This window comes from Shinella sp. S4-D37, from assembly GCF_040812195.1.
Lineage (GTDB): Bacteria > Pseudomonadota > Alphaproteobacteria > Rhizobiales > Rhizobiaceae > Shinella.
Genome location: NZ_JBFNXL010000005.1, coordinates 3,183,662 through 3,209,564, shown reverse-complemented (window position 1 = coordinate 3,209,564; position 25,903 = coordinate 3,183,662). Strand labels below are relative to the sequence as shown.

The 25,903-nt window shown below is 66.9% G+C and carries 20 protein-coding genes and 1 other RNA gene; 15 read left to right on the top strand and 6 right to left on the bottom strand.

Annotated elements, in window-relative coordinates:
* Window positions 1-11: 11 nt before the first annotated feature.
* Window positions 12-5,462, bottom strand: a complete 5,451-nt coding sequence (locus AB3G45_RS23210) for an MG2 domain-containing protein (protein WP_367833656.1) — start codon at window positions 5,460-5,462, stop codon at window positions 12-14.
* Between the two features lie 512 nt (window positions 5,463-5,974).
* On the opposite strand from AB3G45_RS23210, the gene AB3G45_RS23205 reads away from it, so the two are divergent.
* The gene (locus AB3G45_RS23205) at window positions 5,975-6,919 is read left to right on the top strand and encodes an AEC family transporter (protein ID WP_367832787.1); all 945 of its coding nucleotides are present in this window, start codon (window positions 5,975-5,977) and stop codon (window positions 6,917-6,919) included.
* A 74-nt stretch (window positions 6,920-6,993) separates the two neighbouring features.
* On the opposite strand, the gene AB3G45_RS23200 is transcribed toward AB3G45_RS23205, so the two are convergent.
* On the bottom strand, window positions 6,994-7,731 hold the full coding sequence (locus AB3G45_RS23200; protein WP_367832786.1) for a cytochrome c family protein: 738 nt from the start codon (window positions 7,729-7,731) through the stop codon (window positions 6,994-6,996).
* Window positions 7,732-7,883: 152 nt separating this feature from the next.
* On the opposite strand from AB3G45_RS23200, the gene AB3G45_RS23195 reads away from it, so the two are divergent.
* Window positions 7,884-8,639: a 3-deoxy-manno-octulosonate cytidylyltransferase gene (locus tag AB3G45_RS23195; RefSeq protein WP_367832785.1), complete on the top strand. Its 756-nt coding sequence runs from the start codon at window positions 7,884-7,886 to the stop codon at window positions 8,637-8,639.
* 12 nt (window positions 8,640-8,651) lie between these two features.
* The gene (locus AB3G45_RS23190) at window positions 8,652-9,503 is read left to right on the top strand and encodes a prephenate dehydratase (RefSeq protein WP_367832784.1); all 852 of its coding nucleotides are present in this window, start codon (window positions 8,652-8,654) and stop codon (window positions 9,501-9,503) included.
* Between the two features lie 22 nt (window positions 9,504-9,525).
* Here the strand turns inward: AB3G45_RS23190 and nudC are convergent, their stop codons facing one another.
* Both nudC and AB3G45_RS23180 read right to left on the bottom strand, forming a co-directional pair.
* Window positions 9,526-10,500: an NAD(+) diphosphatase gene (gene nudC / locus AB3G45_RS23185; protein WP_367832783.1), complete on the bottom strand. Its 975-nt coding sequence runs from the start codon at window positions 10,498-10,500 to the stop codon at window positions 9,526-9,528.
* Window positions 10,497-10,907: an HIT domain-containing protein gene (locus AB3G45_RS23180; RefSeq protein WP_367832782.1), complete on the bottom strand. Its 411-nt coding sequence runs from the start codon at window positions 10,905-10,907 to the stop codon at window positions 10,497-10,499. Before AB3G45_RS23180 ends, nudC begins: the two co-directional genes overlap by 4 nt.
* A gap of 116 nt (window positions 10,908-11,023) precedes the next feature.
* On the opposite strand from AB3G45_RS23180, the gene ffs reads away from it, so the two are divergent.
* The 4 genes from ffs (at window position 11,024) to AB3G45_RS23160 (ending at window position 14,108) form a co-directional block, all read left to right on the top strand.
* Window positions 11,024-11,120, top strand: an RNA gene (gene ffs / locus AB3G45_RS23175) — signal recognition particle sRNA small type.
* Between the two features lie 60 nt (window positions 11,121-11,180).
* The gene (locus AB3G45_RS23170) at window positions 11,181-13,061 is read left to right on the top strand and encodes a DNA polymerase III subunit gamma/tau (RefSeq protein ID WP_367832781.1); all 1,881 of its coding nucleotides are present in this window, start codon (window positions 11,181-11,183) and stop codon (window positions 13,059-13,061) included.
* Between the two features lie 76 nt (window positions 13,062-13,137).
* On the top strand, window positions 13,138-13,461 hold the full coding sequence (locus AB3G45_RS23165; protein WP_133035935.1) for a YbaB/EbfC family nucleoid-associated protein: 324 nt from the start codon (window positions 13,138-13,140) through the stop codon (window positions 13,459-13,461).
* Between the two features lie 35 nt (window positions 13,462-13,496).
* On the top strand, window positions 13,497-14,108 hold the full coding sequence (locus AB3G45_RS23160) for a LysE family translocator (protein WP_367832780.1): 612 nt from the start codon (window positions 13,497-13,499) through the stop codon (window positions 14,106-14,108).
* Here AB3G45_RS23160 and AB3G45_RS23155 read toward each other — a convergent pair whose 3' ends face one another.
* Complete coding sequence (locus tag AB3G45_RS23155) at window positions 14,109-14,720, bottom strand: MOSC domain-containing protein (RefSeq protein WP_367833655.1); 612 nt, start codon at window positions 14,718-14,720, stop codon at window positions 14,109-14,111.
* A gap of 60 nt (window positions 14,721-14,780) precedes the next feature.
* On the opposite strand from AB3G45_RS23155, the gene recR reads away from it, so the two are divergent.
* Together recR and AB3G45_RS23145 are read left to right on the top strand one after the other, a co-directional pair.
* Window positions 14,781-15,386 (top strand): recombination mediator RecR, encoded by a 606-nt coding sequence (recR, locus tag AB3G45_RS23150; RefSeq protein WP_367832779.1) that lies wholly within the window; start codon window positions 14,781-14,783, stop codon window positions 15,384-15,386.
* Window positions 15,387-15,397: 11 nt separating this feature from the next.
* The gene (locus tag AB3G45_RS23145; RefSeq protein ID WP_367833654.1) at window positions 15,398-16,657 is read left to right on the top strand and encodes a lytic murein transglycosylase; all 1,260 of its coding nucleotides are present in this window, start codon (window positions 15,398-15,400) and stop codon (window positions 16,655-16,657) included.
* 12 nt (window positions 16,658-16,669) lie between these two features.
* On the opposite strand, the gene AB3G45_RS23140 is transcribed toward AB3G45_RS23145, so the two are convergent.
* Window positions 16,670-18,298 (bottom strand): MFS transporter, encoded by a 1,629-nt coding sequence (locus AB3G45_RS23140; RefSeq protein ID WP_367832778.1) that lies wholly within the window; start codon window positions 18,296-18,298, stop codon window positions 16,670-16,672.
* 257 nt (window positions 18,299-18,555) lie between these two features.
* On the opposite strand from AB3G45_RS23140, the gene rimP reads away from it, so the two are divergent.
* The 6 genes from rimP (at window position 18,556) to truB (ending at window position 25,763) form a co-directional block, all read left to right on the top strand.
* Complete coding sequence (gene rimP / locus AB3G45_RS23135) at window positions 18,556-19,167, top strand: ribosome maturation factor RimP (RefSeq protein ID WP_367832777.1); 612 nt, start codon at window positions 18,556-18,558, stop codon at window positions 19,165-19,167.
* A 131-nt stretch (window positions 19,168-19,298) separates the two neighbouring features.
* Window positions 19,299-20,897 (top strand): transcription termination factor NusA, encoded by a 1,599-nt coding sequence (gene nusA / locus AB3G45_RS23130; protein WP_367832776.1) that lies wholly within the window; start codon window positions 19,299-19,301, stop codon window positions 20,895-20,897.
* Window positions 20,898-20,927: 30 nt separating this feature from the next.
* The gene (locus tag AB3G45_RS23125) at window positions 20,928-21,581 is read left to right on the top strand and encodes an RNA-binding protein (protein ID WP_367832775.1); all 654 of its coding nucleotides are present in this window, start codon (window positions 20,928-20,930) and stop codon (window positions 21,579-21,581) included.
* Between the two features lie 104 nt (window positions 21,582-21,685).
* Window positions 21,686-24,334 carry a translation initiation factor IF-2 gene (gene infB, locus AB3G45_RS23120; RefSeq protein ID WP_367832774.1) on the top strand — a complete coding sequence of 883 codons (2,649 nt, stop codon included), beginning with the start codon at window positions 21,686-21,688 and terminating at the stop codon, window positions 24,332-24,334.
* A 73-nt stretch (window positions 24,335-24,407) separates the two neighbouring features.
* On the top strand, window positions 24,408-24,815 hold the full coding sequence (gene rbfA, locus AB3G45_RS23115; RefSeq protein ID WP_367832773.1) for a 30S ribosome-binding factor RbfA: 408 nt from the start codon (window positions 24,408-24,410) through the stop codon (window positions 24,813-24,815).
* A gap of 12 nt (window positions 24,816-24,827) precedes the next feature.
* Window positions 24,828-25,763, top strand: coding sequence for a tRNA pseudouridine(55) synthase TruB (gene truB, locus AB3G45_RS23110; RefSeq protein ID WP_367832772.1), 936 nt, complete (start codon window positions 24,828-24,830; stop codon window positions 25,761-25,763).
* Window positions 25,764-25,903: the final 140 nt, after the last annotated feature.

The window sequence follows — 25,903 nt, the reverse complement described above, 5'->3', positions numbered from 1 at the left end:
CCGCCGCTCTCCTATTCGGCCTTGCCGACCTGCATGCGGCCGGTCGCCGTGCGGGCGGAATATTGCGGACGGTACATGTCCTCCACCTGCGCGGCCGGGTGGTCGTAGGTGCCCGGCGTGACGGCGCGCACGACATAGGCGAGCGCCACCTCGCGGTTGTCGCCCGCGCTGCGGTTGAAGGCCGCGACGAAGCGGTCGTAGCGGAACTCCGTATGGGCCGGCTCGATCTCGCCGATCCAGTCGAAATTCGCCAGCTTCGCGCTATCGACGAGGCTCGGATTGTCGATCTCGAAACCGGCGGGCAGGAGATCGGTGATGATGATGCGCGACGGCCAGCTGTTGTGCTCCGTCACCTTCAGCACCACGACGTAGCGCTCGTTCTGCCTCGCCTCGGAGACGTTCGCCTCCTCGCCGTCGAGCGTGTAGTAGCTGCGCTCGATGGTAAAGCCGTCGCCGCCGGCCGGCAGCGGATCGGCCGGGGCGGCGACCGTCGTCAGCATGGCCGAGACCGGCTCGCCTGAACGGTTGGCAACGGTCAGCGGGTTCTCCATCAGCGCCTTGCCCGTCATCTGCGCGGCATAGCCGCCCGAATGCGCGGCACCGTTGATCTCCAGCGCCAGGCCCTTGTCGGCATCCTTCACGGACCGGGCGGCGAGCAGCATCCAGGTCTGTTCCTGCGTGCTGGTCCAGCGCTTGTCCTCCCATTGCTTCGCGACGAGCTTGGTCAGGTCCGGAATGATGGTCGGAACCGGCCGGGCCTCGGCGGCCAACGCCAGGATGGCGGCCCCGTCGCGCAGCGAGGAACCGTAGTCGGTGCGCGAGAGGCTGGCGTTCAGCACGCTGTCGCGCGACAGGCCGAGCGCATTGGAGAAGATCGTCATCGAGCGCTGGGCATCGCCGTAGAGCCCGAGTGCGGCGGCAAGATGCGCGCGGGAGAGCGGCGAGGAGAACTCCGCGAGCTTCGTGTCGGCATAGTAGCGCAGGTCGCTGATCGCGGCCTTGCGGTTGCGGGCGAGCACATAGAGCGCATAGGCGATCTCGTTGCCCTGGTTGGTGACGTTGACGTCGTAGGACAGCGCGTTCTGCAGGTTGGAGAGCGCCTGCACCATGGCCTGTTCCGGCACGTCGAACTTCTGCTCGCGGGCCCGTGTGAGGAAGTCCGTGACGAAGGCGTCGAGCCACAGGTCGCCGTAGCCCGGCCCCCAGAGGCCGAAGCTGCCCGAGGAGGACTGGTTGGCGAGCACCCGGTAAATCGCATCCTGCACGCGCTTTTGCGTTTCCATGTCCTCGGCAAGGCCGGACTGTTTGGAAAGCTCGCTGAGATAGAGCAGCGGCAGCGCGCGGCTGGTCGTCTGCTCCGTGCAGCCATAGGGATAGCGGTCGAGCGCCATCAGGAGCGCCGGGATGTCGAAGGCCGCGGCGCGCGACACGCTGAGGCTGACGGAGGCGCCGGCAAGCTGGCTGTCGGCCAGAAGCTGGTCGTCGATCGTCAGGCTGCCATTGGCGGCGATCTCGATCGGCCGGCGCGTGGTGATCGGCATGGCGGCCGGGCGCACCGGCACGTTGAGCGCCTGCTCCAGCGACAGGCCGGCGCCGTTCGAAAGCTTGACCGTCACGACGCCGTCGCCGGCCTCGCCGCCGATCAGCGGCAGGGTGAGCGCCGTCTTGCCGCCCGGCTCCAGCCGCAGCGTTCGGCCGGCGCCGGTCTGCTCGACCATTACGGACGCGTTGTGGGTGACCTCGACCGTATAGTCGCCGGCCGGGGCATCGGTGTTGGCGATGTCGAGCCTCAGGTCGGCGCGGTCCCCGGGGGCGAGGAATTTCGGCAGGCTCGCCGTCACGACGACCGGGTCGCGGATGACGACGTCCTTCGACGCGCTGCCGACGCCGGTCTTCGTCCAGGCGACAGCCATGATGCGGGCGGTGCCGTTGAACTGCGGGATATCGAAGCTGACCTTCGCCTTGCCCTCGGCATCGAGTCTCACGGGACCGGCGAAGAAGGCGACGAGCTTCTCGGTCGGCGGGTTGCCGGAAAGCGCCCCTTCGCCGCCGTCGCCGCCGGTGCGCAGCCGCCCCGTGGCGCCGAGCGAGCCGTCGATCAGCCGGCCGTAGAGGTCGCGGATCTCCATACCGAGCCGGCGCTGGCCAAAATACCAGCCGGCCGGATCGGGCGCTTCGTAGCGGGTGAGGTTGAGGATGCCGACATCGACGGCGGCGACCGTGATATACGCCTCCTCATCGGCGCCCGCACCGGCGATGGCAAGCGATATATCGAGCGGCTGGCGCGGCAGCGTCTTTTCCGGCACGTCGAGCGCGACGCCCAGCTTGCGGTCGGCGGGGTCGACCTTCAGCCAGGTGATGCCGATGGCGCGCATCGGCATGCGGCTTTCCTGGTCCGTGCCGGGGCGGAAGAGCGTCGCGGTGACGTAGGAGCCGGGGCCCCATTCCCTGGTAACCGGGATTTCCACCTCGCCGCCCTCGGCGCCGATGGCGGCGGTCTGTGTTGCGATCAGGCTTTCCGCGCCGACGGTGATCAGCACCTGGCCGGCATGGCGCGGCGAGATCTTCAGCTTGGCCGTGTCGCCGACGGCGTAGTTCTCCTTGTCGAGCGAGATTTCCAGCGCGTCCGGCGTTTCCGTCGAGGTCGCGGCGACGTACCAGCCGGCGTCGAATTCGATGCTGGTCGCCGGGCCGTCCGGCTCGGCGCTTTCCACTTCGAGGCGATAGCGGCCCCAGGTGACGGGCACCGAGATGCGCCCGCCATCCGCGTCGGCATCGACCGTGCCGTCGGCGATCTGCCTGGTCGAGAGCACCGGCTCGTAGCGCCACGAGCTGCCGTCGCGATACCATTGGTAGTTCCGCTCGACGGCGAGCAGCTTCCACGGCATGCCCTGCATCGCCTGCCGGGAGCCATCCGGTGCCACGGTGACGACGTGGAAGTTGGCGACGCTGTTTTCCGAAAGCTCGCCGGCGAATTCCGGCTTCACGCCGATCATCGCGCCGGCGGCCTTGACCGGCAGGGTGAGGTTGCGTTCGACGGCGCGGCCGCCCTCTTCCATCATGCGCAGCGTCACCTTCGCCTCGAGGCGCTGGGTGGTCGAGGGAAGGTCGGTGACGTTCACCTCGAAGGTCGCCCTGCCGTCGTCGTCGAGCACGTCGAGGTCTTCCAGTGAGGTGGTGCTCTCCTCGAGCGCCTCCTCGTCGGCAAGGCCGAAGACATAGCCGGGGAAGGCGGCGTCCTGGCGGGTCGGTTTCAGCGCGACGTCGCCCTCGATCTCAAGGCCGGCGCCCGGCGCGCCGTAGAGATAGCGGCCCTCGACGGAGACTTCGGCGGGAACGCCGGCCTCGATGGCCTTCGCCTCGCTCGTCATGTCGAATTCGATGCGGTCGGGCACGAAATCGTCGACGAGGAACTGCTTCTCGCCGATCGCCGTGCCCTTGGGGTCGGTGAAGATCTGCATCGTCCAGGTGCCGCGCATGCTGTTTTCCTGCAGCGGCAGGTCGACGGCATGGCCGCCGAGCGCGGCGCCGTCGCTGACGATGCGCCGGTCCTCCACGCCGTCCGGGCGGTTAAAGACGAAGGTGAGCGGCAGTTTCTCCACGGCATTGGCTTCGATGTCGCGGGCGAGCGCCGTCGCGTGCACCGTCTCGCCGGCGCGGTAGATGCCGCGCTCGGTCCAGGCGAGCACGTCGATGGCGCCCGGCGCCGGACGGCCGGTGACGCCGCGGTCGGACAGGTCGAAGCCGGCGCGCGTCATGTCGAGGAACACGAAGTCGGACGCGCCCTTCTTCGCGAGGATCACGGCGGGCGTGTTGGCGGCGGTGCCGCGCATCAGGCCGGCGGTGAAGGTGGCGCGGCCGTCCGCATCCGTCGTCGCGGTGCCCAGCACCTCGTTGTTCTTGGCGATCAGCTGGAGCTCGACGCCGTCGAGCGGGCCGGCGCTGTCGAGCGAGCGGGCGAAGACGTTGAGGCCGTCCGTGCCGGCATAGGTGGTAAGGCCGAGATCAGAGACGACGAACCATTGCGTCGCCTTGGCGTCCCATTCGTTGGTGCGGCCGTTCGAGGCGGCGGCGGTCAGGACGTAGACGCCGGGCTTGCGCTCCGGCAGCGCCTCGTCGACCGGGAAGCTGGTGACGACGTCCTTGTTGAGGTCGCGGGCGATCTCGATCTGGCCCTGCCAGACCATTTCACCGTTGTCGTTCTCGATGCGGCTGGCGGAATAGCCGTCGAGCTGGGTGAGGAAACGGCTTTCGGACAGCAGTCCGGCAATGGCGCGGTCGCCGACGCGGTAGAGCTTCAGGTCGGCGCTGTCGGTGTTGACGGAAACGATCGGGATGCCGCGCCGCACGCTTCCCGGCAGCACGAAGCCGTCGCCGGTGAAGCGCACCATCGAGGCGCGGTCCTGCACGTAGATATCGAGGTCGACGGCCGTTTCCAGCGGCTCGTCGACGGCCGACGGCAGGCCGGGGCGGAAGGCGATCTTGTAGCGCTGGCCGTGGGTAAGGCCCTCGACGCAGATCTGCCGGTCCTTGGCCTCAACGGCCTTCGGCGCGGCGCCGTCGAGCGTGACGAAGGAGGCATAGTCCGCGCCGGACTTGACGAGCGGTTCGGAGAACTCGACGCAGGCGCGCGGGCTCGCACTGTCGGAATCGATCGTGTGGTTGACGACGCGGAAGCCCTGGCGGGCGCGAAGGCCGAGATAGGCCGAGCGCACCGCGACGTCCTCCTTCAGCGCGAGGCTTGCCTTGTAGGCGTTGATGCCGGCGCGGTAGTTGCCGGACTTGTCGAGCGTCTCGGCGAGCACGGCAAGCGCCCGGGCGCGGGTCTCCGTCGTGCGCGAAAGCTGGTAGGCGTTGATCGCCGCAAGGGCGCCCTGGCCGGCGAGATAGCTGTTGTTGAAGGCGCGAGACATGGATTCGGCCGTCTCGATCCAGAGATAGTAGTCGTCGGGCGCAAGCGAAAGCGCGCCCCTGAAGGCGATCAGCGCCTGGTCGAAGCGGCTGGACGCCGTCTCGATGCGGCCGAGCGAGGCGAGGCTTTCGGCGCCCTGGCCGACGTGCTCGGTGGCGAGCGTCACGTTGCCGCGGAAGGAGCGGGCGTCGCTCGCCATGTATTCGCTGATGAAGGCCATGGCGGGCGGCGCGCCGATATCGGCCGCGCTGTCGGCGCGCACGATCTTGCCGGCAACGGCGCCCTGGAAATGGTTGAGCTGGTTGAAGTCGCTCTTCAGGAAGCACCATTTCACCTTGGGATTATAGGTGAAGGCGCGGCAGGACAGGTCGTCGATGCAATCGGACTTGCACTGGTCGAGCGTCACGTCCTGCACGGTGCGCAGGTCGAAGCCGAAATAGTCGCTGTTTTCGGAGGTGACCACGGTGCGCGTTTCCTGGGCGCCTGCGGGAAGGGGAGGGGAGGCGACGGCCGCCAGAAGAAGTGCCGAGAAACCGAAGAATGCGCGCATAGACATGAAGTCCTCCTACCGCTGCCCGTCTCGTTGCCCCGCCACTCTTCCGGCCCGGATGCGGCTTGTCAATCGAAGACGGAGCGCGTGGGGAGGGTCGGAATGAGGGTGGCGCATGGAACCAGGGGGAAGACGTTTCAGGTTCGCCGTTCAATCGCCGGGAATGCGAAAATTTTCGGTGCGGCGCCACGTTAACCTTTTGTTAACCATATCGGCGCAGACTTCAAATCACGGACGGGCGTTCTCTGTCATACCGCTGTTACAGCGGACCGGTAGAACCCTCGTCAGATACGAAAGTCGTGTTTCGCAAGCGCGGTGACCACGGATGTACTGGCACCCGCGCGAAGCACTTCCCCGGCCAGGCCGGGATGAGGAAGCGGGGGGATAACCCTCGCTTTTTTCATTTCTGCGCGGGCCTTTCGCGCTGGACCCTCCTTCCGCTTTGCCCTACCCATGAAGCCCGCGCAGGACGGCCGCCCTGCCGCCTTTCTTCCCGCTTTCCGGACGGTTGCATGTCTGACGTCGCCCTCAATGTCCTGCCCATCTTCGCCCTTATCTTCATCGGCTGGCTGCTCGTGCGCACCGGCTACCTGCGCGAGGCGCTGGGCGAGGGGCTGGGGGAGTTCGTCTTCCGGGTGGCCGTTCCCGTCCTGCTCTTCCGCACCATCGCGGAGGCCGATTTCGCGGGGGAATCGCCGCTGCGCATCTGGATCGGCTATTTCGCCGGCGTCGCCCTCACCTGGACGGCGGGGCATCTCGTCGCCACGCTCGGCTTTCGGCGCGACCGGCGGATCGGCGTGCTCGCCGGCGTCTCCTCCGCCTTCGCCAATACCGTCTTCATCGGCCTGCCGCTGGTCTCGCGCATTGTCGGCGAGGAGGGGCTGGTGGCGATCTCGGTGCTGCTCTCCGTGCACCTTCCCGTCATGATGATCGCCGGCACGATCCTGATGGAACGGGCGGAGCGCAAGGACGGCACGCGCGCCCCGCAGGGCTTCGGCACGCTCCTCCTCGGCATCGGCAAGAGCCTGGTGCGCAACCCGCTGGTGATCGGCCTTGTGGCGGGGGCCTTGTTCCATACGGGCGGCGTGCCGCTGGCGGGGCCTGTGAAGGTGGTGATCGACCAGATCGCCGGGGCGGCCGCGCCGGCGGCGCTGATCTCGATCGGCATGGCGCTCAACAAGTACAAGGTCGGCGGCAATGCCGGCATCGCGCTGGCGATGACCAGCCTCAAGCTCGTGCTGCTGCCCGGCGCGGTCTATGTCGCCTGCCGGCTGCTCGGCCTCAGCCCGGAATGGACGGCTGCGATGGTTCTGTGCTCCTCGGTGCCGACGGGCATCAATGCCTGGCTTCTCGCCAACCATTTCGGCGTCGGCCACGCGCTCGCCTCCTCCACGATCACCATGACGACGGCGCTCGGCGTCTTCACCGTCTCCTTCTGGGCCTGGCTCCTGGGGTGAGGCCGCCGCATCGCGGCGGCAATAAAAAACCCGGCGCGATGGCCGGGTCTTTCGTCTTCATTGCGCTGGCGTTTTTACTGAGCCGGCTGTTCCGTCGTGGTGTCCTCGGTGGCGGTGCCGCCTTCGGCCGGGGCGGCGCCCTCGGTCGTCGTCGCTGCGCCGCCTTCCGTCGTGGCGGCAGCGCCGTCGGCGGGAGCCGCGCCCTCGGTGGAGGTCGCGCCGTCAGCCGGAGCGGCCGCGCCTGCATCAGCGCCTTCGCTGGAGGCGGTCGGCAGCGGCGCCGGGTTGTCGGAAAGCGTGCGCAGATAGGCGATCAGGTTGGCGCGCTCGTCGTCCTTCTTCAGGCCGGCAAAGCCCATGGCGGTGCCGGGAACGTGCTTCTTCGGCGCCTCCAGGAAGAAGCTGAGGTGATCATAGTCCCAGACGACCTTGTGACCTTCGGAGAAGGTGGTCATGCCGGCAGAGTAGCTGAAGCCCTCATGCGAGGCGACCGGGCGGTTGACGATATCCCAGAGACCGGGTCCGACCTTGTTCGGTCCGCCCTTCTCCGGGGTGTGACAGCTCGCACATTTCTTGAAGACCGTTTCGCCGGCCGCCGCATCGGCGCTGGCGAGCAGCGTGGCGATCGGAACGGCTGCCGCGGCTTCGCCGCCGCCGGCTGCCTCGCCGCCGGCTTCCTCGGCCACGATCGTGAAGCCTTCCTTCTCGGGGGCGCCCGAATGGAAAATGCCTTCAGAAGCGATCGACACGGACATCAGCACGAAGACGGTGCCCAAGAGGGCACCCACGCCCATGTTCACATAAGAGTTCATCCAAACGCTCCCCTAGGAACCGGCGGACGTGGCGCCGGCCAGTCTTGAAATCGCGCGGAACCTATGTCTTTTGCTGCTTCGTTGCAACAGTGATTGTAGCCCCCGCACTGAGACTTTTTGACACTTTTCCCGGGGGTTTTGAAGGGCCGCAGATGAATTCCGCCAATTTTGACAAGACCCTCGTCCTCATTCCTGCGCGCATGGCCTCGACCCGGCTTCCGGGCAAGCCGCTCGCCGACATTGCGGGCCTGCCGATGATCGTGCAGGTTGCGCGCCGCGCGGCCGAGGCCCATGTCGGGCGGATCGTCGTCGCCGTCGATCACCGCGATATCTTCGATGCGGTCGTGGCCGCCGGCTTCGAGGCCGTGATGACCCGCGTCGACCACCAGTCCGGCTCCGACCGCATCCACGAGGCGCTGACCACGAGCGATCCCGAGGGCCGGGCCGAGATCATCATCAACGTGCAGGGCGACCTGCCGACGATCGATCCGGAGACGATCCGCGCCGCCCTTCGCCCGCTGGAGAACGCCGCGACCGATATCGCCACGCTGACCACCGAGATCCGCGACGAGGAAGAGAAGAGCAATCCGAACGTCGTGAAGGTCGTCGGCTCGCCGATCGGCGAGAGCCGCCTGCGCGCGCTTTATTTCACGCGCGCGACGGCGCCACACGGCAACGGGCCGCTCTATCACCATATCGGCCTCTACGCCTACCGCCGCAAGGCGCTGGAAGCCTTCGTCGCGCTGAAGCCGTCGACGCTGGAAAAGCGGGAATCGCTGGAGCAGTTGCGGGCGCTCGAAGCCGGCATGCGCATCGATGCCGAGATCGTTGACACCGTTCCGCTGGGTGTCGATACTCCGGCCGACCTCGAAAAGGCCCGCGCGATGCTCGCGGCCAACCCCATCTGATCGGATCCCGCCATGATCATGAAGACCAACAGGATCGCCTTCCAGGGCGAGTTCGGCGCCAATTCCGACATGGCCAGCCGCGACATGTTCCCGAGCATGGAGCCGCTGCCCTGCCAGACCTTCGAGGATGCGTTCCTGGCCGTCGACAACGGCGATGCCGACCTCGGCATGATCCCGATCGAGAACACGATCGCCGGCCGCGTCGCCGACATCCATCATCTGCTGCCGGAATCGCGGCTCCATATCGTCGGCGAGTATTTCATGCCGATCCGCTTCCAGCTCATGGTGCTGCCGGGCGTGGCGAAGGACGAGATCCGCACCGTGCACAGCCATATCCATGCGCTCGGCCAGTGCCGCAAGATCGTCCGCCTCAACGGCTGGAAGCCGGTGATCGCGGGCGACACGGCGGGCGCGGCCAAGCTCGTCTCGGAAGCCGGCGACCGCACCATGGCCGCGCTCGCCCCGCGCCTTGCGGCCGATCTCTACGGCCTTTCCATCGTCGCGGAGAATGTCGAGGACACCGAAAGCAACGTCACCCGCTTCGTCGTGCTGTCGCGTGATGCGGCGGCGGCGGAGCGGGACGGAGACGAGATCATCGTCACCACCTTCGTCTTCAACGTGCGCAACATTCCGGCCGCGCTCTACAAGGCGCTCGGCGGTTTTGCGACGAACGGCATCAACATGACGAAGCTGGAAAGCTACCAGATCGGCGGCAAGTTCACCGCAACGCAATTCTACGCTGATATCGAAGGCCATCCGGACGAGCCGCATGTCCGCCAGGCACTCGAGGAGCTTCGCTTCTTCTCCGAGAAGGTCCGCATCCTCGGCACCTATCGCGCCCATCCCATGCGCAGCGCCTTCTGAAACCTGCCGGCCGGCGGCCGGCTCAGACCTTCCAGTCCAGCCAGTCGCGCATCAGGCGGTGCGCGATGGCGCCCTTCGGCGGCGGGGTCGTGGTGCCGGGGGCAAGGCCGGTCGCCGCGCTGCGGGCGATCATCGCCGCCGTCTCCTCGCGGGTGAACCAGCGGCAATCCTCCAGCTCCTGCTCGTCGCGGCGGATGTCGAAGGAGATCGCCTCGCCGTAGCAGCCGATCATCAGCGAATGCGGCATCGGCCAGGGCTGCGAGGCATGGTAGCGCACGCGCCCGACCCTGATGCCGGATTCCTCCAGCGTCTCGCGGCGCACCGTATGCTCGATCGTCTCGCCCGGCTCCAGGAAGCCGGCGAGGCAAGAATACATGCCCTCGGGGAAATGCGGCGAGCGGCCGAGCAGGCAGAGGTCCCGCTCGATATCGATGACCAGCATGATGGCGACCGGGTCGGTGCGCGGGAAGATCGTGTGGCTGCACGCCTCGCAGACGCGGCGATAGCCGCCGATCTCCGAACGGGTCGGCGCGCCGCACTTGCCGCAGAAGCGGTTGTTGCCGTTCCAGGTCATCAGGCTGGAAGCCTGGGCGAACTGGCCGAGCAGGTCGTCGTCGAGCATCTGCTGGCGGTAGAGCGTGCGCCCGTCGGTTGCCTTGAGCGGGTCCTGCAGCGTCTCTGGATCGGCCCTGACGGGGATCGCCAGCCGCGGCTCGCCGTTCTTCAGGTAGCCGAGCAGGATGGATTCCTCCGGCACCGGATCGAGTTCGGCCAGCTCATAGGGCGCAAATAGGGGGTCGATGATCTTCTCGTCATGCTTGACGACGAGCTTTCCCCCGGCGATCGCGAAGGCATGCACGGTCTCGGCCTTGAAGGCCTGCTCCAGGCAGTCCGGCGCGCGGTGCTCCGACTGGCGGTCGAGGCTGTTCTCCGCGAAAGCCACCATGGTGCTGGGCTCGGGATGCGGGCGATAGAGATCGAAGAGCGATGGCTTCATGGCGTGAGCGCGCCCAGGATCTTGGCCGAAAGGGCCTTGGTTTCCTCGGCCGAGCGCGGCTCGGCGGTGCCGAAACCCCAGACGGGGCCGGGCCAGTTCGCATCGCCCTCGCTGCGTGCGATGACGTGGACATGCAGCTGGCGCACGATGTTGCCGATCGCCGCGACGTTGATCTTCTCCGCCCCGGTCACCTTCTTCAGCGCTTCGGCGACCAGCGTCGTCTCGAAGGTCAGCATGGTCTGGTCGAGCGGCGTCAGGTCGAAGACCTCGCTGACATCCGCCCGCTGCGGCACCAGCATCAGCCACGGCCAGCGGCCGTCCTTCATCAGGCGCAGTTCGCAAAGGCCGATCTTCGTCAGAAGGTCGCTGTCGCGCACGATCCGTTCGTCAAGGTGAAAGTCGCTCAAGGGTTTCTCCCGGCATGCCTGCTTTCTAGAGTCATGCCACGGCATCCAAATTCGCTCCAACAGTTTTTTATCCGCCGTGCTTGCATTCGGATGGAATATTGCCGATATGGGGGACGGGAGGTTGGTGGTGGACGAGCCACTCGCCAACCGGGTCAGGTCCGGAAGGAAGCAGCCCTAACGAGCCCGGCACGGGTCATCGTGCCAGCCTCCCACCTTACCGTCCTGATCCTGGCCGTCCTGTCGGGACCGAAAGTTCGATTAGCGGCAGGGTCTATGAGCGACGTAACCCCCAATCCGTCCAGCGAAAAACCCGCCGCCTACCGGGTTCTCGCGCGAAAATACCGCCCCAAGGATTTCTCCGACCTGATGGTCGGCCAGGAACCCATGGTCCGCACGCTGACCAATGCGTTCGAGACTGGGCGCATCGCGCAAGCCTACATGCTGACCGGCGTTCGCGGCGTCGGCAAGACGACGACCGCCCGCATCCTCGCCCGCGCGCTGAACTACAAGACGCCCGAGATCGACCGCCCGACGATCGACCTTCGCGTGCCCGGCGAGCATTGCCAGGCCATCATGGAAGGCCGGCATGTCGACGTCATCGAGATGGACGCCGCCTCCCATACCGGCATCGACGATATCCGCGAGATCATCGAGCAGGTGCGCTACCGCCCGGTCTCGGCGCGCTACAAGGTCTATATCATCGACGAAGTGCACATGCTCTCGACGCAGGCCTTCAACGGCCTGTTGAAGACGCTCGAGGAGCCGCCGGAGCACGTCAAGTTCATCTTCGCGACGACCGAGATCCGCAAGGTCCCGATCACCGTCCTGTCGCGCTGCCAGCGCTTCGACCTGCGCCGCATCGGCGCCTCGGACCTCGTCGGTCTCTTCACCACCATTCTCGGCAAGGAAGGCGTGGCGTTCGAGGCGGATGCGCTCGCCATGATCGCCCGCGCTGCCGAGGGCTCGGCCCGTGACGGCCTGTCGCTGCTCGACCAGGCGATTGCGCATGGCGGCGGTAGCGTCGAGGTTGATGCCGTGCGCTCCATGCTCGGCCTTGCCGACCGCGCGCGCATCGTCGATCTCTTCGAGCATATCGTGAAGGGCGATGCGCCCGCCGCGCTCGCCGAGTTCGCCGCGCAATACGAGGCCGGCGCGAGCCCCCCCGTCGTGCTGACGGACCTTGCCGACTTCACCCATCTCGTCACCCGCATGAAATATGTGCCCGATGCCACCGGCGACCAGTCGCTGAGCGAGATCGAGCGCGTGCGCGGCGTCGAGTTCGCCAATTCCATCGCCGTCACCGCGCTGTCGCGCATGTGGCAGATGCTCTTGAAGGGCATTCCCGAGACGGAGGCCTCCAGCCGTCCGGCGGGCGCTGCCGAAATGGTCATCATCCGCCTTGCGCACGCCGCCAACCTGCCGTCGCCGGAAGAGGCGGCCCGCCGCCTTGCCGAACTTTCCGGCGGCGAGGGCATGCGCGCGCCGCAATCCGGCGGCCATGGCGGCAATGGCGGCCAGCCGGCGGCCCAGGCCGCGCTCTCCGCCGTCGCCCGCCCGCCGGAGGCCCCGGTCCAGCGCGCCCAGTCGGGTGGCGGGGCCGTCACCATGCTGCGGCCCGTGCCGCAGGCCGAGCCCGCACCCCAGCCGGTCGGCCGCATCGAGAGCGCGCCGGCCGTGCAGCCGGCCGCCGAGCCGAACGTGCCGGTGAACTCGCTCTCCGACATTGCCGACCTTTGCACGAAGAACCGCGACATCCGCCTTCGCGCGCTCGTGCGCGCCTTCGTGCGGCCGGTCGGCGTCGAGGCCGGGCGTCTGGAGATCGGCCTTGCCAACGACGCGCCGAAATCGCTCGTCAACGACCTGTCGAGCAAGCTGCAGGAATGGACCGGCATCCGCTGGATGGTGATCCTGTCGCGCGAGCCGGGCGGACCGACGCTTGCCGAGGCCGAGACGATGGCGCAGGAAGCGCGCGTCGCCGATGCGCGCCAGGACCCCGACGTGGCCGCCATCCTGCAGCGCTTCCCGGGCGCCAAGATCATGGACGTGCGCATCAAGGTCCAGGAAAGCGAAGACGAGTCGGAGACCGTCGAGGTCGCGGCCGTCGCGGAATCCGCCGAGGGCGACATCCTGCCCGGCGACGATATCGAACACTAGCGATCCCGGCCGAAATGCGTGGCGGGATTGCGCGAAACAGACGCTCTAACATCCATTTGAGAAAGAGGAGAGGCCGATGCGCGACATCATGGGCATGATGGGCAAGGTCAAGGAAATGCAGGCCAAGATGGAGAAGATGCAGGAGGAGATCGCCGCTCTCCAGGTGAGCGGCACCTCCGGCGGCGGCCTCGTCTCGGTCACGCTCGACGGCAAGGGCAATCTCAAGGGCCTGAAGATCGACCCCTCGCTCTTCAAGGAGGACGACGTGGAGATCCTCGAAGATCTGATCGTCGCGGCCCACAAGGACGCCAAGGACAAGGCCGAGGCCGAGGCCGCGGAAAAGACCAAGGCGCTGACCGCCGGCCTGCCGATCCCGCCCGGCTTCAAGCTGCCGTTCTGATCCTGTAGGGTCTGGCTTTCCGAGGAGGATTTTCGATGAGCCTGATGACCCTCATCGTCTTCGCCGGTGCGCTGATGATGGCGGCCGGCTCGCCCGGCCCGAGCATCGCGGCGCTGGTCGCCCGCGTGCTGTCGCGCGGGGCACGGGACGTGCTGCCCTTCCTCGCCGCCATGTGGATCGGCGAGGGCATCTGGCTCACCTGCGCCGTACTCGGCCTTGCCGCCATCGCCGAGACCTTCCATGCCGCCTTCGTCGCCATCAAGTGGCTGGGCGTCGCCTACCTGCTCTATCTCGCCTGGAAGATGTGGTTCGCGCCGGTGGAGACGGGCGAGGAGGCGCTTCCCGAGGCGCGCTCCGGCGTAAAACTGTTCTTTGCCGGGTTGACGGTGACCCTCGGCAATCCGAAGATCATGATGTTCTACGTCGCGCTCCTGCCGGCGATCATCGATCTCGGCGCCGTCACCCTCGTCGGCTGGGCCGAGCTGGTCGTGACCATGTTCGTCGTGCTCGTCGCGATCGACCTCGCCTGGGTCTTCCTCGCCTCGCGCGCCCGGCTGTTGCTGAAGAGCCCGCGCGCCGTGCGCATCGCCAACCGCCTCAGCGCCGGCACGATGGCCGGTGCCGCGGCCGCCATCGCGACCCGCTGATCAGCCGGTGAGGGCCGCGCGCAGCTTGTCGTTGATGGGGGCGGCGAGATAGCGCAGCCGGTCTTCCTCCGAAACGTTCCTGCCATAGGTGCGCAGCAGCTCCGGCATGGTCACCGGCGCGCCGTCGAAGGGCGTGTAGGTCGCGGCATCGCCGGCCTGGATCACCCCGTCCCGCCGCACGCGGCAGTAAAAGCCCGGCCGGCCCGCCTGCATGAAGCGTTTCGAAAAGGCCGGGTCGCCCATGCGGGCCGTCAGCGTGTTGCAGGGAATGCGCGTCGAGGTCACTTCGAGGAGCACGCTCTCCGTCTCGATCCGGTCGCCGACGGAGACGCTGCGGCTGTCGAGGCCGTCGATGACGAGGTTCTCGCCGAAGGTTCCCGGCTCCAGGGTGCGGCCGAGCTCCTTCGACCACCAGTCGAGATCGATGGAGCCCAGACCGTAGACCGCCTGTTCCGGGCCGCCATGGTGTTTCCGGTTGCAGATCGCGTCGCCCAGCAGCCCCTCGCGATCAACCATGATAGCCGCATCGGTCGGCGTCTTGAAAATGCCGGTCTTGTAGCTTTTGCCGGGGACCGGACGGGCAAGGCCCGTGCACACGGCGAGAATTCTGATCAAGCGCTGCCTCCAGCAAGGTGGATTCCGTTTCCACCGGATATGGGCTAGATACCGGCAATGGCAAAACGAGTCACCGGCCCCGAAATCGAAAAACTCATCCAGCTCCTGGCGAAGGTGCCGGGCCTCGGGCCGCGCTCGGCGCGCCGCGCCGCGCTGCATCTCGTCAAGAAGAAGGACCAGCTGCTCGGCCCGCTCGCCGATGCGATGGGCGAGGCGCATCGCAAGGTGCGCATCTGCTCGTGCTGCGGCAATGTCGATACGAGCGACCCCTGCACCGTCTGCACGGACGTGCGGCGCGATCATACGGTCATCATCGTCGTCGAGGACGTCTCGGACCTCTGGGCGCTGGAGCGCGCCGGCGCGATGAACGCGGCCTACCATGTGCTCGGCGGCACGCTCTCGCCGCTCGACGGCGTCGGGCCCGACGATCTCAACATCCGCGGCCTCGTCGACCGCGTGGCGAAGGGCGGCGTGCGCGAACTGATCATCGCGGTCAACGCCACCGTCGAGGGGCAGACGACGGCGCACTACATCACCGACCAGCTCTCCGGCCTTGAGGTGAAGATCACCCGGCTCGCCCATGGCGTGCCGGTCGGTGGCGAGCTGGATTATCTCGACGAGGGAACGTTGACGGCCGCGCTGCGGGCGCGCACGGCGATTTGAGGGGAATGATGATGCTAAGCTGGCTTTCGCGGCTCACCCCCCTCGCATCGCTCCTCGCGCTCGCCCTCGTCACGATGGCCTTTCCCGCCCAGGCCGCCTCCAAGGCCGAGGTCGAAAAAAAGTTCCGCGCCTGGATCGACAACGATCTCTGGCCCGCGGCGCAGAAGACCGGCGTCAGCGAGAAGACCTTTCGCGCGGCGATGCAGGGCGTGACGCTCAACTGGGACCTGCCCGATCTCGTGCCGCCCGGCTCGAAGCCAAAGAAGGAGCAGTCGCAGAGCCAGGCGGAATTCTCCTCCCCCGGCGCCTATTTCTCCGAAAAGCGCCTGCAAGGCTTGGCGGGACGGGGAAGCAGCCTTGCGAAAACCCATGCGGCGACGCTCCGCAGGGTCGAGCAGCGCTTCGGCGTGCCGGGCGAGATCGTCGTCGCGATCTGGGGCCGGGAATCCGGCTTCGGCAGCGCGAAGATCCCTTATTCGGCGGTGGACGTGCTCGCCACCAAGGCCTTCATGTCGACGCGCAAGGACATGTTCCGCAAGGAGCTGGTCGCGGCGCTGCATATCGTCGACGGCGGCGACAGGACGGTGGCTGAGTTGAAGGGCTCCTGGGCCGGCGCGCTCGGCCAGCCGCAGTTCATGCCGACCAGCTTCCTGCAATATGCCGTCGATTTCGACGGCGACGGCGTGCGCGACATCTGGGGTTCGGTGCCCGACAGCCTCGCCTCGATCGCCAATTATCTTGCGAAAAAGGGCTGGCAGGCGGGTCGCGGCTGGGGCTACGAGGTCTTAATCCCGGCGGCGGTCTCCTGCGCGCAGGAGGGGCCGGATCTGGCAAAGCCCATCTCCGCCTGGGCGTCGAGCGGCATCACCCGTATTTCCGGCAAGGGCTTTCCCTCCGGCGAGGCGAAGGCGTCCGGCATGATGCTGGTTCCGGCCGGTACGCACGGGCCGGAATTCATCGTCACGCCGAATTTCTACGTGCTGAAGGAATACAACAATTCCGACCTCTACGCCCTCTTCATCGGCAACCTTGCCGATCGCATCGCCTATGGCAGCGGGTCGTTCAAGGGGAAATGGGGCGACGTCGGCAAGATGCTGCGCTCGGATGTGCTCGCCATGCAGAAGGCGCTCGTCGCCAAGGGCTACGACGTCGGCAAGGTCGACGGCCTGCCGGGCTACAAGACCCGCCGCTCGCTCGGCGACTGGCAGGCCAAGAGCGGCCTGACGCCGACCTGCTATCCGGATGCCTCGCTCAAGGCGAAGCTGCGGTAGGGTTTTTCGCCGTCAGTGGATCTCCACCTGCCGCTTGAAGCGCTCGTATTCGTGCGGCACGATCGTCTGGCGCTCGATCATGCGGTGGACGCGGGGGGGCTCGGCGCCGCTGTGCAGGAGGCGCAGCTTCTCGCCGTTGGCGGCATCGGCATGGGTGCGGCGCTGGTTGTGGCGCACATATTCCACCCAGGTCGGCACATGGTAGGTCTCGGTCCAGACCGTCGGGTTCTCCAGGTCGCGCATCAGCCCCCACTGGCCGGCGCCGTCGCGAATGCGGATGCGCCGCCGCTCGGTCATCGCCTCCAGGAATTCCGGTATGTCGTCTTCGGCGATCTCGTAGTCGATCAGGACGACGATCGGGCCGCTGCGCGGCTTCAGGTCGAGCGGCAGGTCCGGCTCGCTGAAGCGGTTGAGCGGGTCGACATTGAGGCTCTGCAGTTCGGGCAGCTTGAAGCACAGGCCGAGCGCCGCGCCGCCGATCATCACCACCGCCGAGGCGAGCAGCGCCGCCTCGGCGCCGTGCGTGTCGGCCGTGGTGCCCCAGATCCAGCTTCCCGCGGCAATGCCGCCGAAGGTGGTCGTCTGGTAGAGCGAGAGCGCCCGGGCGACGACCCAGCGCGGCGTCGAAAGCTGCACCGTCGTGTTGAACAGCGAGAGCGCCATGACCCAGGACGCGCCGGCGATCAGCAGCACGGCCCCCGTCAGCGCCGCCGAGGAACTGATCGCCGAAACGCCGGCGCTGACGGCAAAGCCGGTAAAGGCGAGACGGGCGATGGTCTCCGTCGTGAGGCTCTCGCGCACCCGTGCATTCATCAGCGCGCCGCCGATCGCCCCGAGCCCGAAACAGCCGAGCAGGATGCCGTAGGTCAAAGGCCCGCCCGAAACGAGGTCGCGGGCGATCAGCGGCAGGAGCGAGAGGATGGAGCTCGTCGCAAGGCCGAAGGCGAAGCCGCGTAACAGCACCTTGCCGAGGTTTGGCGACATGGAGACGTAGCGCAGGCCCGCCGAGATGGCGCGTACGAAATCCTCGCGCGGCAGGCCGCTCGGCGAGACGTTCGGCTTCCAGCGGAAGAGCGCATAGAGAAGGGCGAAATAGCTGAGCGCATTGGCCGCGAAGGCCGCCGCCGCCCCTGCCGCGGCGACGATCGCCCCGCCGATGGCCGGGCCGACGCTGCGGGTGAGGTTGAAGCCCATACTGTTGAGCGAGACGGCGGCGGGAAGGTCCTCGCGCGGCACCATGTCGCCGACGGAGGCCTGCCAGGCGGGGTTGTTGAGCGCCGTGCCGCAGCCGAGCAGGAAGGTGAAGGTCAGGAGCAGCCAGGGCGTGATGACGCCGTACCACGCACAGAGCGTCAGGCCGATCGCGACGGCCAGCATGAAACACTGGGCCGTCAGCATCAGCTTGCGCCGGTCGAAATTGTCGGCGAGCGCGCCGGCTGCGACGGAGAACAGCATGATCGGCAGCGAGGTGGAGGCCTGGACCAGCGCCACCATATTGGCCGAGGAGGTGATCGAGGCCATCATCCAGGCCGCGCCGACGGACTGGATGAGCCCGCCGAAATTGGAGATCAGGCTGGCTGCCCAGATCACCCGGAAGGTTTCGTTCCTGAAAGGGGCGAGGGGGGATGTCCGGTCTGGCAAGGGCAGGCACTCATTCTCGACGCAGCGTTGGGTGCAATCTAGTCCATAGCGCGCAAGGGGCAAGCCGCCGGCGGCAAAAGGTGGAGGATCGGGCCACCCACAGGCGGCAGCGAGCGCCGACCTTGCAATTATGACAAACACGGTCTATATCAGCCACAAATTCTTGATCGTCAGATGAAGAGTGGGCCCGCGAGGACCCGCTCTTTTTTATTGGCCCGATCGAGTGCATGATAACGACAATCCCGGGAGGGCATGTCATGTCCGACACGAGTGAAACAGGAAATGCGGCCGTCGAGCCGCGGCTGATCGTCGAGACCGGTCTCGACCGGCGCGTTGCCGACATCATCGAGCCGACCATCGAGCAGATCGGCTATCAGCTGGTGCGCGTGCGCCTCTCGGCGCAGAACGGCGCGACGCTGCAGATCATGTGCGAGCGGCCGGACGGGACGATGACGGTCGAGGACTGCGAAAAGGTCTCGATGGCCGTCTCGCCGGTGCTCGACGTTGAGGATCCGATCGACAAGGCGTATCATCTCGAGGTCTCGTCGCCCGGCATCGACCGGCCGATGGTCCGCAAGTCGGATTTCTCGCGTTGGCTCGGCCACCTCTTGAAATGCGAGACGTCGATCCTCGTCGACAGCCGCAAGCGCTTCCGCGGCAAGATCGTCGCGGCCGACGAGAACGGCTTCACCCTGGAGCGGGACCAGCCCGCCGCCGGCGACGAGCCGACGGTCGTCATCCCCTTCACGGCGCTTGCCGAGGGCCGGCTGATCCTGACCGACGACCTGATCCGCGACGCGCTGGCCGCCGACAAGAAGGCCAAGGCCGCTCAGGCCGCGAACCAGAACGACGAAGACGGCGACGAATGAATTTGTGAGTGCGTTCCGTCCCGGGGGCGTTGCCCTCTTTGCGGGCGGGACGGAGAGGACGGAACCGGAGCGGCACGCCGCTCCAGACGCCGGCGGCCGAGGCCCCGGCCTGACCATGGAGACCTGAGACAATGGCAGTCAGTGCGAACCGGCTTGAGCTTCTGCAGATCGCGGATGCCGTGGCCCGTGAAAAGGTCATCGACCGCGAGATCGTGCTTGCCGCGATGGCCGACGCCATCCAGAAGGCGGCCCGCTCGCGTTACGGCACGGAATCGAACATCCGCGCCGACATCAATTCCAAGACCGGCGAGATCCGCCTCCAGCGCCTGCTGGAAGTCGTCGAGCACGCCGAGGACTATTCGACCCAGATCCCGCTGGAACTGGCGCGCGACCGCAACCCGGACGCCAAGCTCGGCGATTTCATCGCCGATCCGCTGCCGCCGATGGATTTCGGCCGCATCGCCGCCCAGTCGGCCAAGCAGGTCATCGTGCAGAAGGTGCGGGAAGCCGAGCGTGACCGCCAGTTCGACGAATACAAGGATCGCATCGGCGAGATCGTCAACGGCACGGTCAAGCGCGTCGAATACGGCAACGTCATCGTCGACCTCGGCCGCGGCGAAGGCATCATCCGCCGCGACGAGATGATCCCGCGCGAGAACATGCGCTACGGCGACCGCGTCCGCGCCTTCGTCTACGACGTGCGCCGCGAGCAGCGTGGGCCGCAGATCTTCCTGTCGCGCACCCATCCGCAGTTCATGGTGAAGCTCTTCACCATGGAAGTGCCGGAAATCTACGACGGCGTCATCCAGATCAAGTCCGTCGCCCGCGATCCGGGCTCGCGCGCCAAGATCGCCGTCATCTCGAACGACAGTTCGATCGATCCGGTCGGCGCCTGCGTCGGTATGCGCGGCTCGCGCGTCCAGGCCGTCGTCGGCGAATTGCAGGGCGAGAAGATCGACATCATTCCGTGGTCGCAGGACCCGGCCTCCTTCATCGTCAACGCCCTGCAGCCGGCGGAAGTCGCCAAGGTGGTTCTCGACGAGGATGCCGAGCGCATCGAAGTGGTCGTTCCGGATGAGCAGCTCTCGCTCGCCATCGGCCGCCGCGGCCAGAACGTGCGCCTCGCCTCGCAGCTGACCGGCTGGGACATCGACATCCTGACGGAAGCCGAGGAATCCGAGCGCCGCCAGAAGGAATTCAACGAGCGCACCAACCTGTTCATGGATTCGCTCGACGTCGACGAGATGGTCGGCCAGGTGCTTGCCTCCGAAGGCTTTGCCGCCGTCGAGGAACTGGCCTATGTCGATCTCGACGAAATCGCCTCGATCGACGGCTTCGACGAGGACACGGCCCAGGAAATCCAGACCCGCGCCCGCGAATATCTCGACCGCATCGAGGCCGAGATGGATGCCAAGCGCAAGGAGCTCGGCGTTTCCGACGACCTGCGCCAGATCGACGGCATGACGGGCCAGATGCTCGTCGCGCTCGGCGAGGACGGCATCAAGACGATGGAAGACTTCGCCGGCTGCGCCGCCGACGACCTCGTCGGCTGGTCGGAGCGCAAGGACGGCGAGACGAAGAAGTTCGAGGGCCTGTTCTCGAAGTTCGAGGTCTCCCGCGCCGAAGCCGAGGCCATGATCGTCCAGGCGCGCCTTGCGGCCGGCTGGATCACGGAAGAGGACATCGCGGCTGAAGAGCCGGCTGTCGACGGGGCCGAGCAGGACGCCTGACGGCGTCCGGCGGGCTGGAGACGCCGTGGCATGGGTAAGAAGGACGAAGGCGTGAACGACCGCATGTGCATCGTGACGCGCGAAAGGGGCGAGGCGGACGACCTGATCCGCTTCGTCGCCGGTCCGGACGGCAGCGTCGTGCCGGACCTGAAGCGTCAGCTTCCCGGACGTGGATGCTGGGTGAAGGCCGAACGGGCGATCCTCGACAAGGCGATCGCCAGGAAGCTTTTTGCCCGGGCGCTGAAGGCGGAGGCGAAGGCGGGCCTGGAGCTCGGCGCCGAGGTGGACCGGCTTCTGGCGGCCCAGCTCGGCGGCATGATGAACATGGCGCGCAAGGCCGGCCAGTTCATCACCGGTTCCACCAAGGTGGACCAGGCGGTCCGCTCCCTGGCTGCGCTTGCCGTCTTCCATGCGACGGATGCGGCCGAGGACGGCGTGAGGAAAATCGATCAGGCGAGGAAGGCTGCAAGCTTCCTCACCGAGGACGAAACGGAAATACCCTCCTTCAAGCTCTTCCGCGAGAGCGAATTGGAGGGCCTTTTGGGCCAGAATGCTTTTATCCATGCCGCGGCGCTTGCAGGGCAGGCGGGTGAGGGTGTAGTGAAGCGCGCAATCATGCTCGAAAAATACCGGGACGGCGACCGGTCGAGGGCAAGTGGCGGCGCTGGCCAGCCAAACCAATGACGCGGTCACCGGCTTGTCGCCGGCCGAAATCGCATTGGATGAACACAATTGAACGACGGGGTCTGGTGATACGCATCCGGCCCTGATCTTAGGAACGGAACGGAATGACCGACAACAAAGACGACAAGACGATCAGCGTGGCTGGCAAGAAGACCCTGAGCCTGAAGCCCTCGGGGGTTCAGCAGGGAACCGTGCGCCAGGACATGGGTCGTGGCCGGACGAAGGCCGTCGTGGTCGAGACCCGCAAGCGCCGCATCAACCGCCCGGAAGACGAGCGGCCGGTGACGCCCGTCACGCCCGTGCAGCAGCGCCAGCCCGAGCCGCAGCAGACGCGCCCCGTGCAGCAGCAGACGCGTTCCGCGCCGCAGCAGCACGTCGAGCAGAGCCGCCCGCGCGTCGGCGTGGTGCTGAACCAGCTTTCCCCCGATGAGGTCGAGGCCCGTCGCCGCGCGCTCGCCGAAGCGCAGATCCGCGACGCCGCCGAGGCCCGCCAGCGCGCCGAGGACGAGGCCCGCCGCAAGGTGGAAGAGGAAGCCCGCCGCAAGGCCGAGGACGAGGCCCGCATCGTCCGCGAGAAGGAAGAGGCCGAGCGCCGCGCCGCCGAGGCCGCCGCTCCCGCTCCGGTCGCGGAGGAAGCCGCCGTCGCGCAGCCGGTAGCAAGGCCGGCCGCCGCCGAAGCCCGCCCGCAGCCCGTCCGCACGCCGACCCCGGCCCCGGCGCCGATCGCCGGCCGCGGCCGCAACGAACCCGAAGAGACGGGCGACAAGCGTCCGCGCGGCGGCGCACCGGTCAACCGCGGCGCCGTCAAGCGCCCGGAACCGGCCAAGGCTCCCGCCCGCCCGAAGGCCGATGACGGCCGCCGCCAGGGCAAGCTGACGCTGACGACGGCGTCGAGCGACGAGGACGGCGCACAGCGCGGCCGCTCGCTCTCGGCCATGCGTCGCCGCCAGGAGAAGTTCAAGCGCTCGATGATGCAGGAGACGCGCGAAAAGGTCGTGCGCGAAGTCATCCTGCCGGAAACCATCACCATTCAGGAACTGTCGCAGCGCATGTCCGAACGCGCCGTAGACGTCATCAAGTACCTGATGAAGGAAGGGCAGATGATGAAGCCTGGCGATCTGATCGACGCCGACCTGGCTGAACTTATCGCCGGCGAATTCGGCCACACCGTCAAGCGCGTGTCGGAATCCGACGTCGAAGAAGGCATCTTCAACGTTGCCGACGATGCCGGCGACCTGGAATCGCGTCCGCCGATCGTGACCATCATGGGCCATGTCGACCACGGCAAGACCTCGCTGCTCGACGCCATCCGGCATGCAAACGTGGTCGCTGGCGAAGCCGGCGGCATCACGCAGCATATCGGCGCCTACCAGGTGGAGCAGAACGGCAACAAGATCACCTTCATCGACACCCCCGGCCACGCGGCGTTCACCGCCATGCGTGCCCGCGGTGCGCAGGCGACGGACATCGCGATCCTCGTCGTCGCGGCCGACGACAGCGTGATGCCGCAGACGATCGAGTCCATCAATCACGCCAAGGCGGCAGGTGTTCCGATCATCGTGGCGATCAACAAGATCGACAAGCACGAAGCCGATCCGCAGAAGGTACGCAACCAGCTCCTCCAGCACGAGGTGTTCGTCGAATCCATGGGCGGTGAAACGCTCGACGTGGAAGTGTCGGCCAAGAACCGCGTGAACCTGGACAAGCTGCTCGAGGCCGTTCTGCTGCAGGCTGAAATCCTTGACCTCAAGGCGAACCCGAACCGCACCGCGGAAGGTGTCGTCGTGGAAGCGCAGCTCGACCGCGGTCGCGGCGCCGTCGCCACCGTTCTCGTCCAGACGGGCACGCTGCGCCCTGGCCAGATCGTCGTTGCCGGCGATCAGTGGGGTCGTGTGCGCGCGCTCGTCAACGACAAGGGCGAACACGTCAAGGAAGCCGGCCCTGCCACGCCGGTCGAGGTGCTCGGCCTCTCCGGCACGCCGGCCGCCGGCGACAAGTTCGCCGTGGTCGAGAACGAAAGCCGCGCCCGCGAGATCTCGGAATACCGCCAGCGCCTCGCCCGCGAAAAGCAGGTGGCACGCCAGGCCGGTTCGCGCGGTTCGCTCGAGCAGATGATGAGCCAGCTGCAGAACACCGGCCTCAAGGAGTTCCCGCTGCTCATCAAGGGCGACGTGCAGGGTTCGATCGAAGCCATTGCCGGCGCGCTGGAAAAGCTCGGCACGGACGAAGTCCGCGCCCGTATCGTCCATTCCGGTGCCGGTGGCATCACGGAATCCGATATCTCGCTTGCCGAAGCCTCCAACGCCGCCATCATCGGCTTCAACGTCCGTGCCAATGCGCAGGCTCGCACGGCCGCCGAACGGGCCGGCCTCGAAATCCGCTACTACAACATCATCTACGATCTGGTGGATGACGTGAAGGCGGCCATGTCGGGCCTGCTCTCGCCGGAGCGTCGCGAGACCTTCCTCGGCAATGCCGAGATCCTCGAGGTGTTCAACATCACGAAGGTCGGCAAGGTCGCGGGTTGCCGCGTCATCGAAGGCAAGGTCGAGCGTGGTGCGGGCGTGCGCCTCGTGCGCGACAACGTCGTCATCCACGAAGGCAAGCTCAAGACGCTCAAGCGCTTCAAGGACGAAGTCGCCGAAGTGCCGATGGGCCAGGAATGCGGCATGGCCTTCGAGAACTACGAGGACATCCGCGCGGGCGACACGATCGAGTGCTTCCGCGTGGAGCACATCACCCGCACGCTGTAAGCGTCCGGCGGACAGACCCATCGTGCGAGCGCCGGACCGTTTCGGCGCTCGCATTTTTTTGAAGGTGACGACCATGACCAGAGCAACATCCTCGGCGCCGTCGCAACGCATGCTGCGCGTGGGCGAGCAGGTGCGCGCGGCGATCACCCAGGTCCTCCAGCGCGGCGAAGTGCGCGATCCTCTTCTCGAGAAGACCGTGATTTCCATTTCGGAAGTGCGCATGTCGCCGGACTTGAAGCACGCGACGGCCTATGTCACGCCGCTCGGCGTCAAGGACCACGAGGCGGTGATCGAGGCGCTCAACCGCAATTCGAAGTTCATCCGCGGCCGCCTCGGCCCGCAGCTTCGCCAGATGAAGTACATGCCGGACGTTCGCTTCCGCGACGATACGAGCTTCGACAACTACAAGAAGATCGACGAACTCCTGCGCTCGCCGGAAGTCGCCCGCGATCTTTCGCCCGAAGACGGCGACGACACGTAATCCAGGAAGATCATGTCCAGACCCCGCAAACCCAAGGGCCGGCCGGTTTCCGGCTGGCTTATCCTCGACAAGCCGTTCGATTTCGGCTCCACCGAGGCCGTCGCCAAGATCAAGTGGCTGTTCAAGGCGCAGAAGGCCGGCCATGCCGGCACGCTCGACCCGCTCGCCTCGGGCATGCTGCCGATCGCACTCGGCGATGCGACCAAGACCGTGCCCTACGTGATGGACGGCCGCAAGATCTACGAATTCACGGTGACCTGGGGCGAGGAACGCACGACGGACGACCTCGAGGGCGAGGTGACGCAGAGTTCCGAAAATCGCCCGGCCGTCGATGCGATCCAGGCGATCCTCGGCGACTATACCGGCGTCATCCAGCAGATCCCGCCGCAATTCTCCGCCATCAAGATCGCGGGGGAGCGCGCCTATGACCTCGCCCGCGAAGGCGAAACGGTGGAGATCCCCTCGCGCGAGGTGGAGATCCACCGCCTGACGCTGACCGGTTGCCCGGACGAGAACACGGCTCAGTTCGAGGTCGAATGCGGCAAGGGCACCTATGTGCGTGCGCTCGCCCGCGATTTCGGCCGCCAGCTCGGCTGTTTCGGTCATATCTCGGGGCTGCGGCGCACCTTCGTTGCGCCCTTCGGCGAGGACGACATGGTCCCGCTGGCGGACCTGACGGCGCTCGAGGCGATCGAGGACGAGGCCGAACGGCTTGCCGCGCTCGATGCCTTCCTGATCGATACGGGCGAAGCGCTCTCCAGCCTGCCGCAGATCGTCATCAACGACGACCAGGCGCACCGCCTGCGCATGGGCAATCCGATCATCCTGCGCGGCCGCGATGCACCGGTCTCCGCCGACGAGGCCTATGCCACGGCGCGCGGCAAGCTGGTGGCGATCGGCGAGGTCGGCGGCGGCGAGTTCCGGCCGAAGCGCGTCTTCGGCGGCTGAGGGAAGGTGGGGAACCCATCTCCGCCGACTTGATTTCACCACAAGCTATGGGCTTTATGGGCCGGCGAGGTTCGTTCGAGGGCGGGCCGGGCGGCGCTTTGCCGTCGCGGCCGCCGGCGGGCGAAGGTGAAAGGGCTGGC

Excerpts from the sequence above, each read along its gene's own strand:
- AB3G45_RS23205 (WP_367832787.1), top strand. The coding sequence starts at position 5,975 with ATGTCTGACGTCGCCCTCAATGTCCTGCCCATCTTCGCCCTTATCTTC.
- AB3G45_RS23145 (WP_367833654.1), top strand. The coding sequence starts at position 15,398 with ATGCTAAGCTGGCTTTCGCGGCTCACCCCCCTCGCATCGCTCCTCGCG.
- AB3G45_RS23160 (WP_367832780.1), top strand. The coding sequence starts at position 13,497 with ATGAGCCTGATGACCCTCATCGTCTTCGCCGGTGCGCTGATGATGGCG.
- AB3G45_RS23210 (WP_367833656.1), bottom strand. The coding sequence starts at position 5,462 with ATGCGCGCATTCTTCGGTTTCTCGGCACTTCTTCTGGCGGCCGTCGCC.
- AB3G45_RS23170 (WP_367832781.1), top strand. The coding sequence starts at position 11,181 with ATGAGCGACGTAACCCCCAATCCGTCCAGCGAAAAACCCGCCGCCTAC.
- nudC (WP_367832783.1), bottom strand. The coding sequence starts at position 10,500 with ATGAAGCCATCGCTCTTCGATCTCTATCGCCCGCATCCCGAGCCCAGC.
- AB3G45_RS23165 (WP_133035935.1), top strand. The coding sequence starts at position 13,138 with ATGCGCGACATCATGGGCATGATGGGCAAGGTCAAGGAAATGCAGGCC.
- AB3G45_RS23200 (WP_367832786.1), bottom strand. The coding sequence starts at position 7,731 with ATGAACTCTTATGTGAACATGGGCGTGGGTGCCCTCTTGGGCACCGTC.
- truB (WP_367832772.1), top strand. The coding sequence starts at position 24,828 with ATGTCCAGACCCCGCAAACCCAAGGGCCGGCCGGTTTCCGGCTGGCTT.
- nusA (WP_367832776.1), top strand. The coding sequence starts at position 19,299 with ATGGCAGTCAGTGCGAACCGGCTTGAGCTTCTGCAGATCGCGGATGCC.
- rimP (WP_367832777.1), top strand. The coding sequence starts at position 18,556 with ATGTCCGACACGAGTGAAACAGGAAATGCGGCCGTCGAGCCGCGGCTG.
- AB3G45_RS23190 (WP_367832784.1), top strand. The coding sequence starts at position 8,652 with ATGATCATGAAGACCAACAGGATCGCCTTCCAGGGCGAGTTCGGCGCC.
- AB3G45_RS23125 (WP_367832775.1), top strand. The coding sequence starts at position 20,928 with ATGGGTAAGAAGGACGAAGGCGTGAACGACCGCATGTGCATCGTGACG.
- AB3G45_RS23195 (WP_367832785.1), top strand. The coding sequence starts at position 7,884 with ATGAATTCCGCCAATTTTGACAAGACCCTCGTCCTCATTCCTGCGCGC.
- rbfA (WP_367832773.1), top strand. The coding sequence starts at position 24,408 with ATGACCAGAGCAACATCCTCGGCGCCGTCGCAACGCATGCTGCGCGTG.
- infB (WP_367832774.1), top strand. The coding sequence starts at position 21,686 with ATGACCGACAACAAAGACGACAAGACGATCAGCGTGGCTGGCAAGAAG.
- recR (WP_367832779.1), top strand. The coding sequence starts at position 14,781 with ATGGCAAAACGAGTCACCGGCCCCGAAATCGAAAAACTCATCCAGCTC.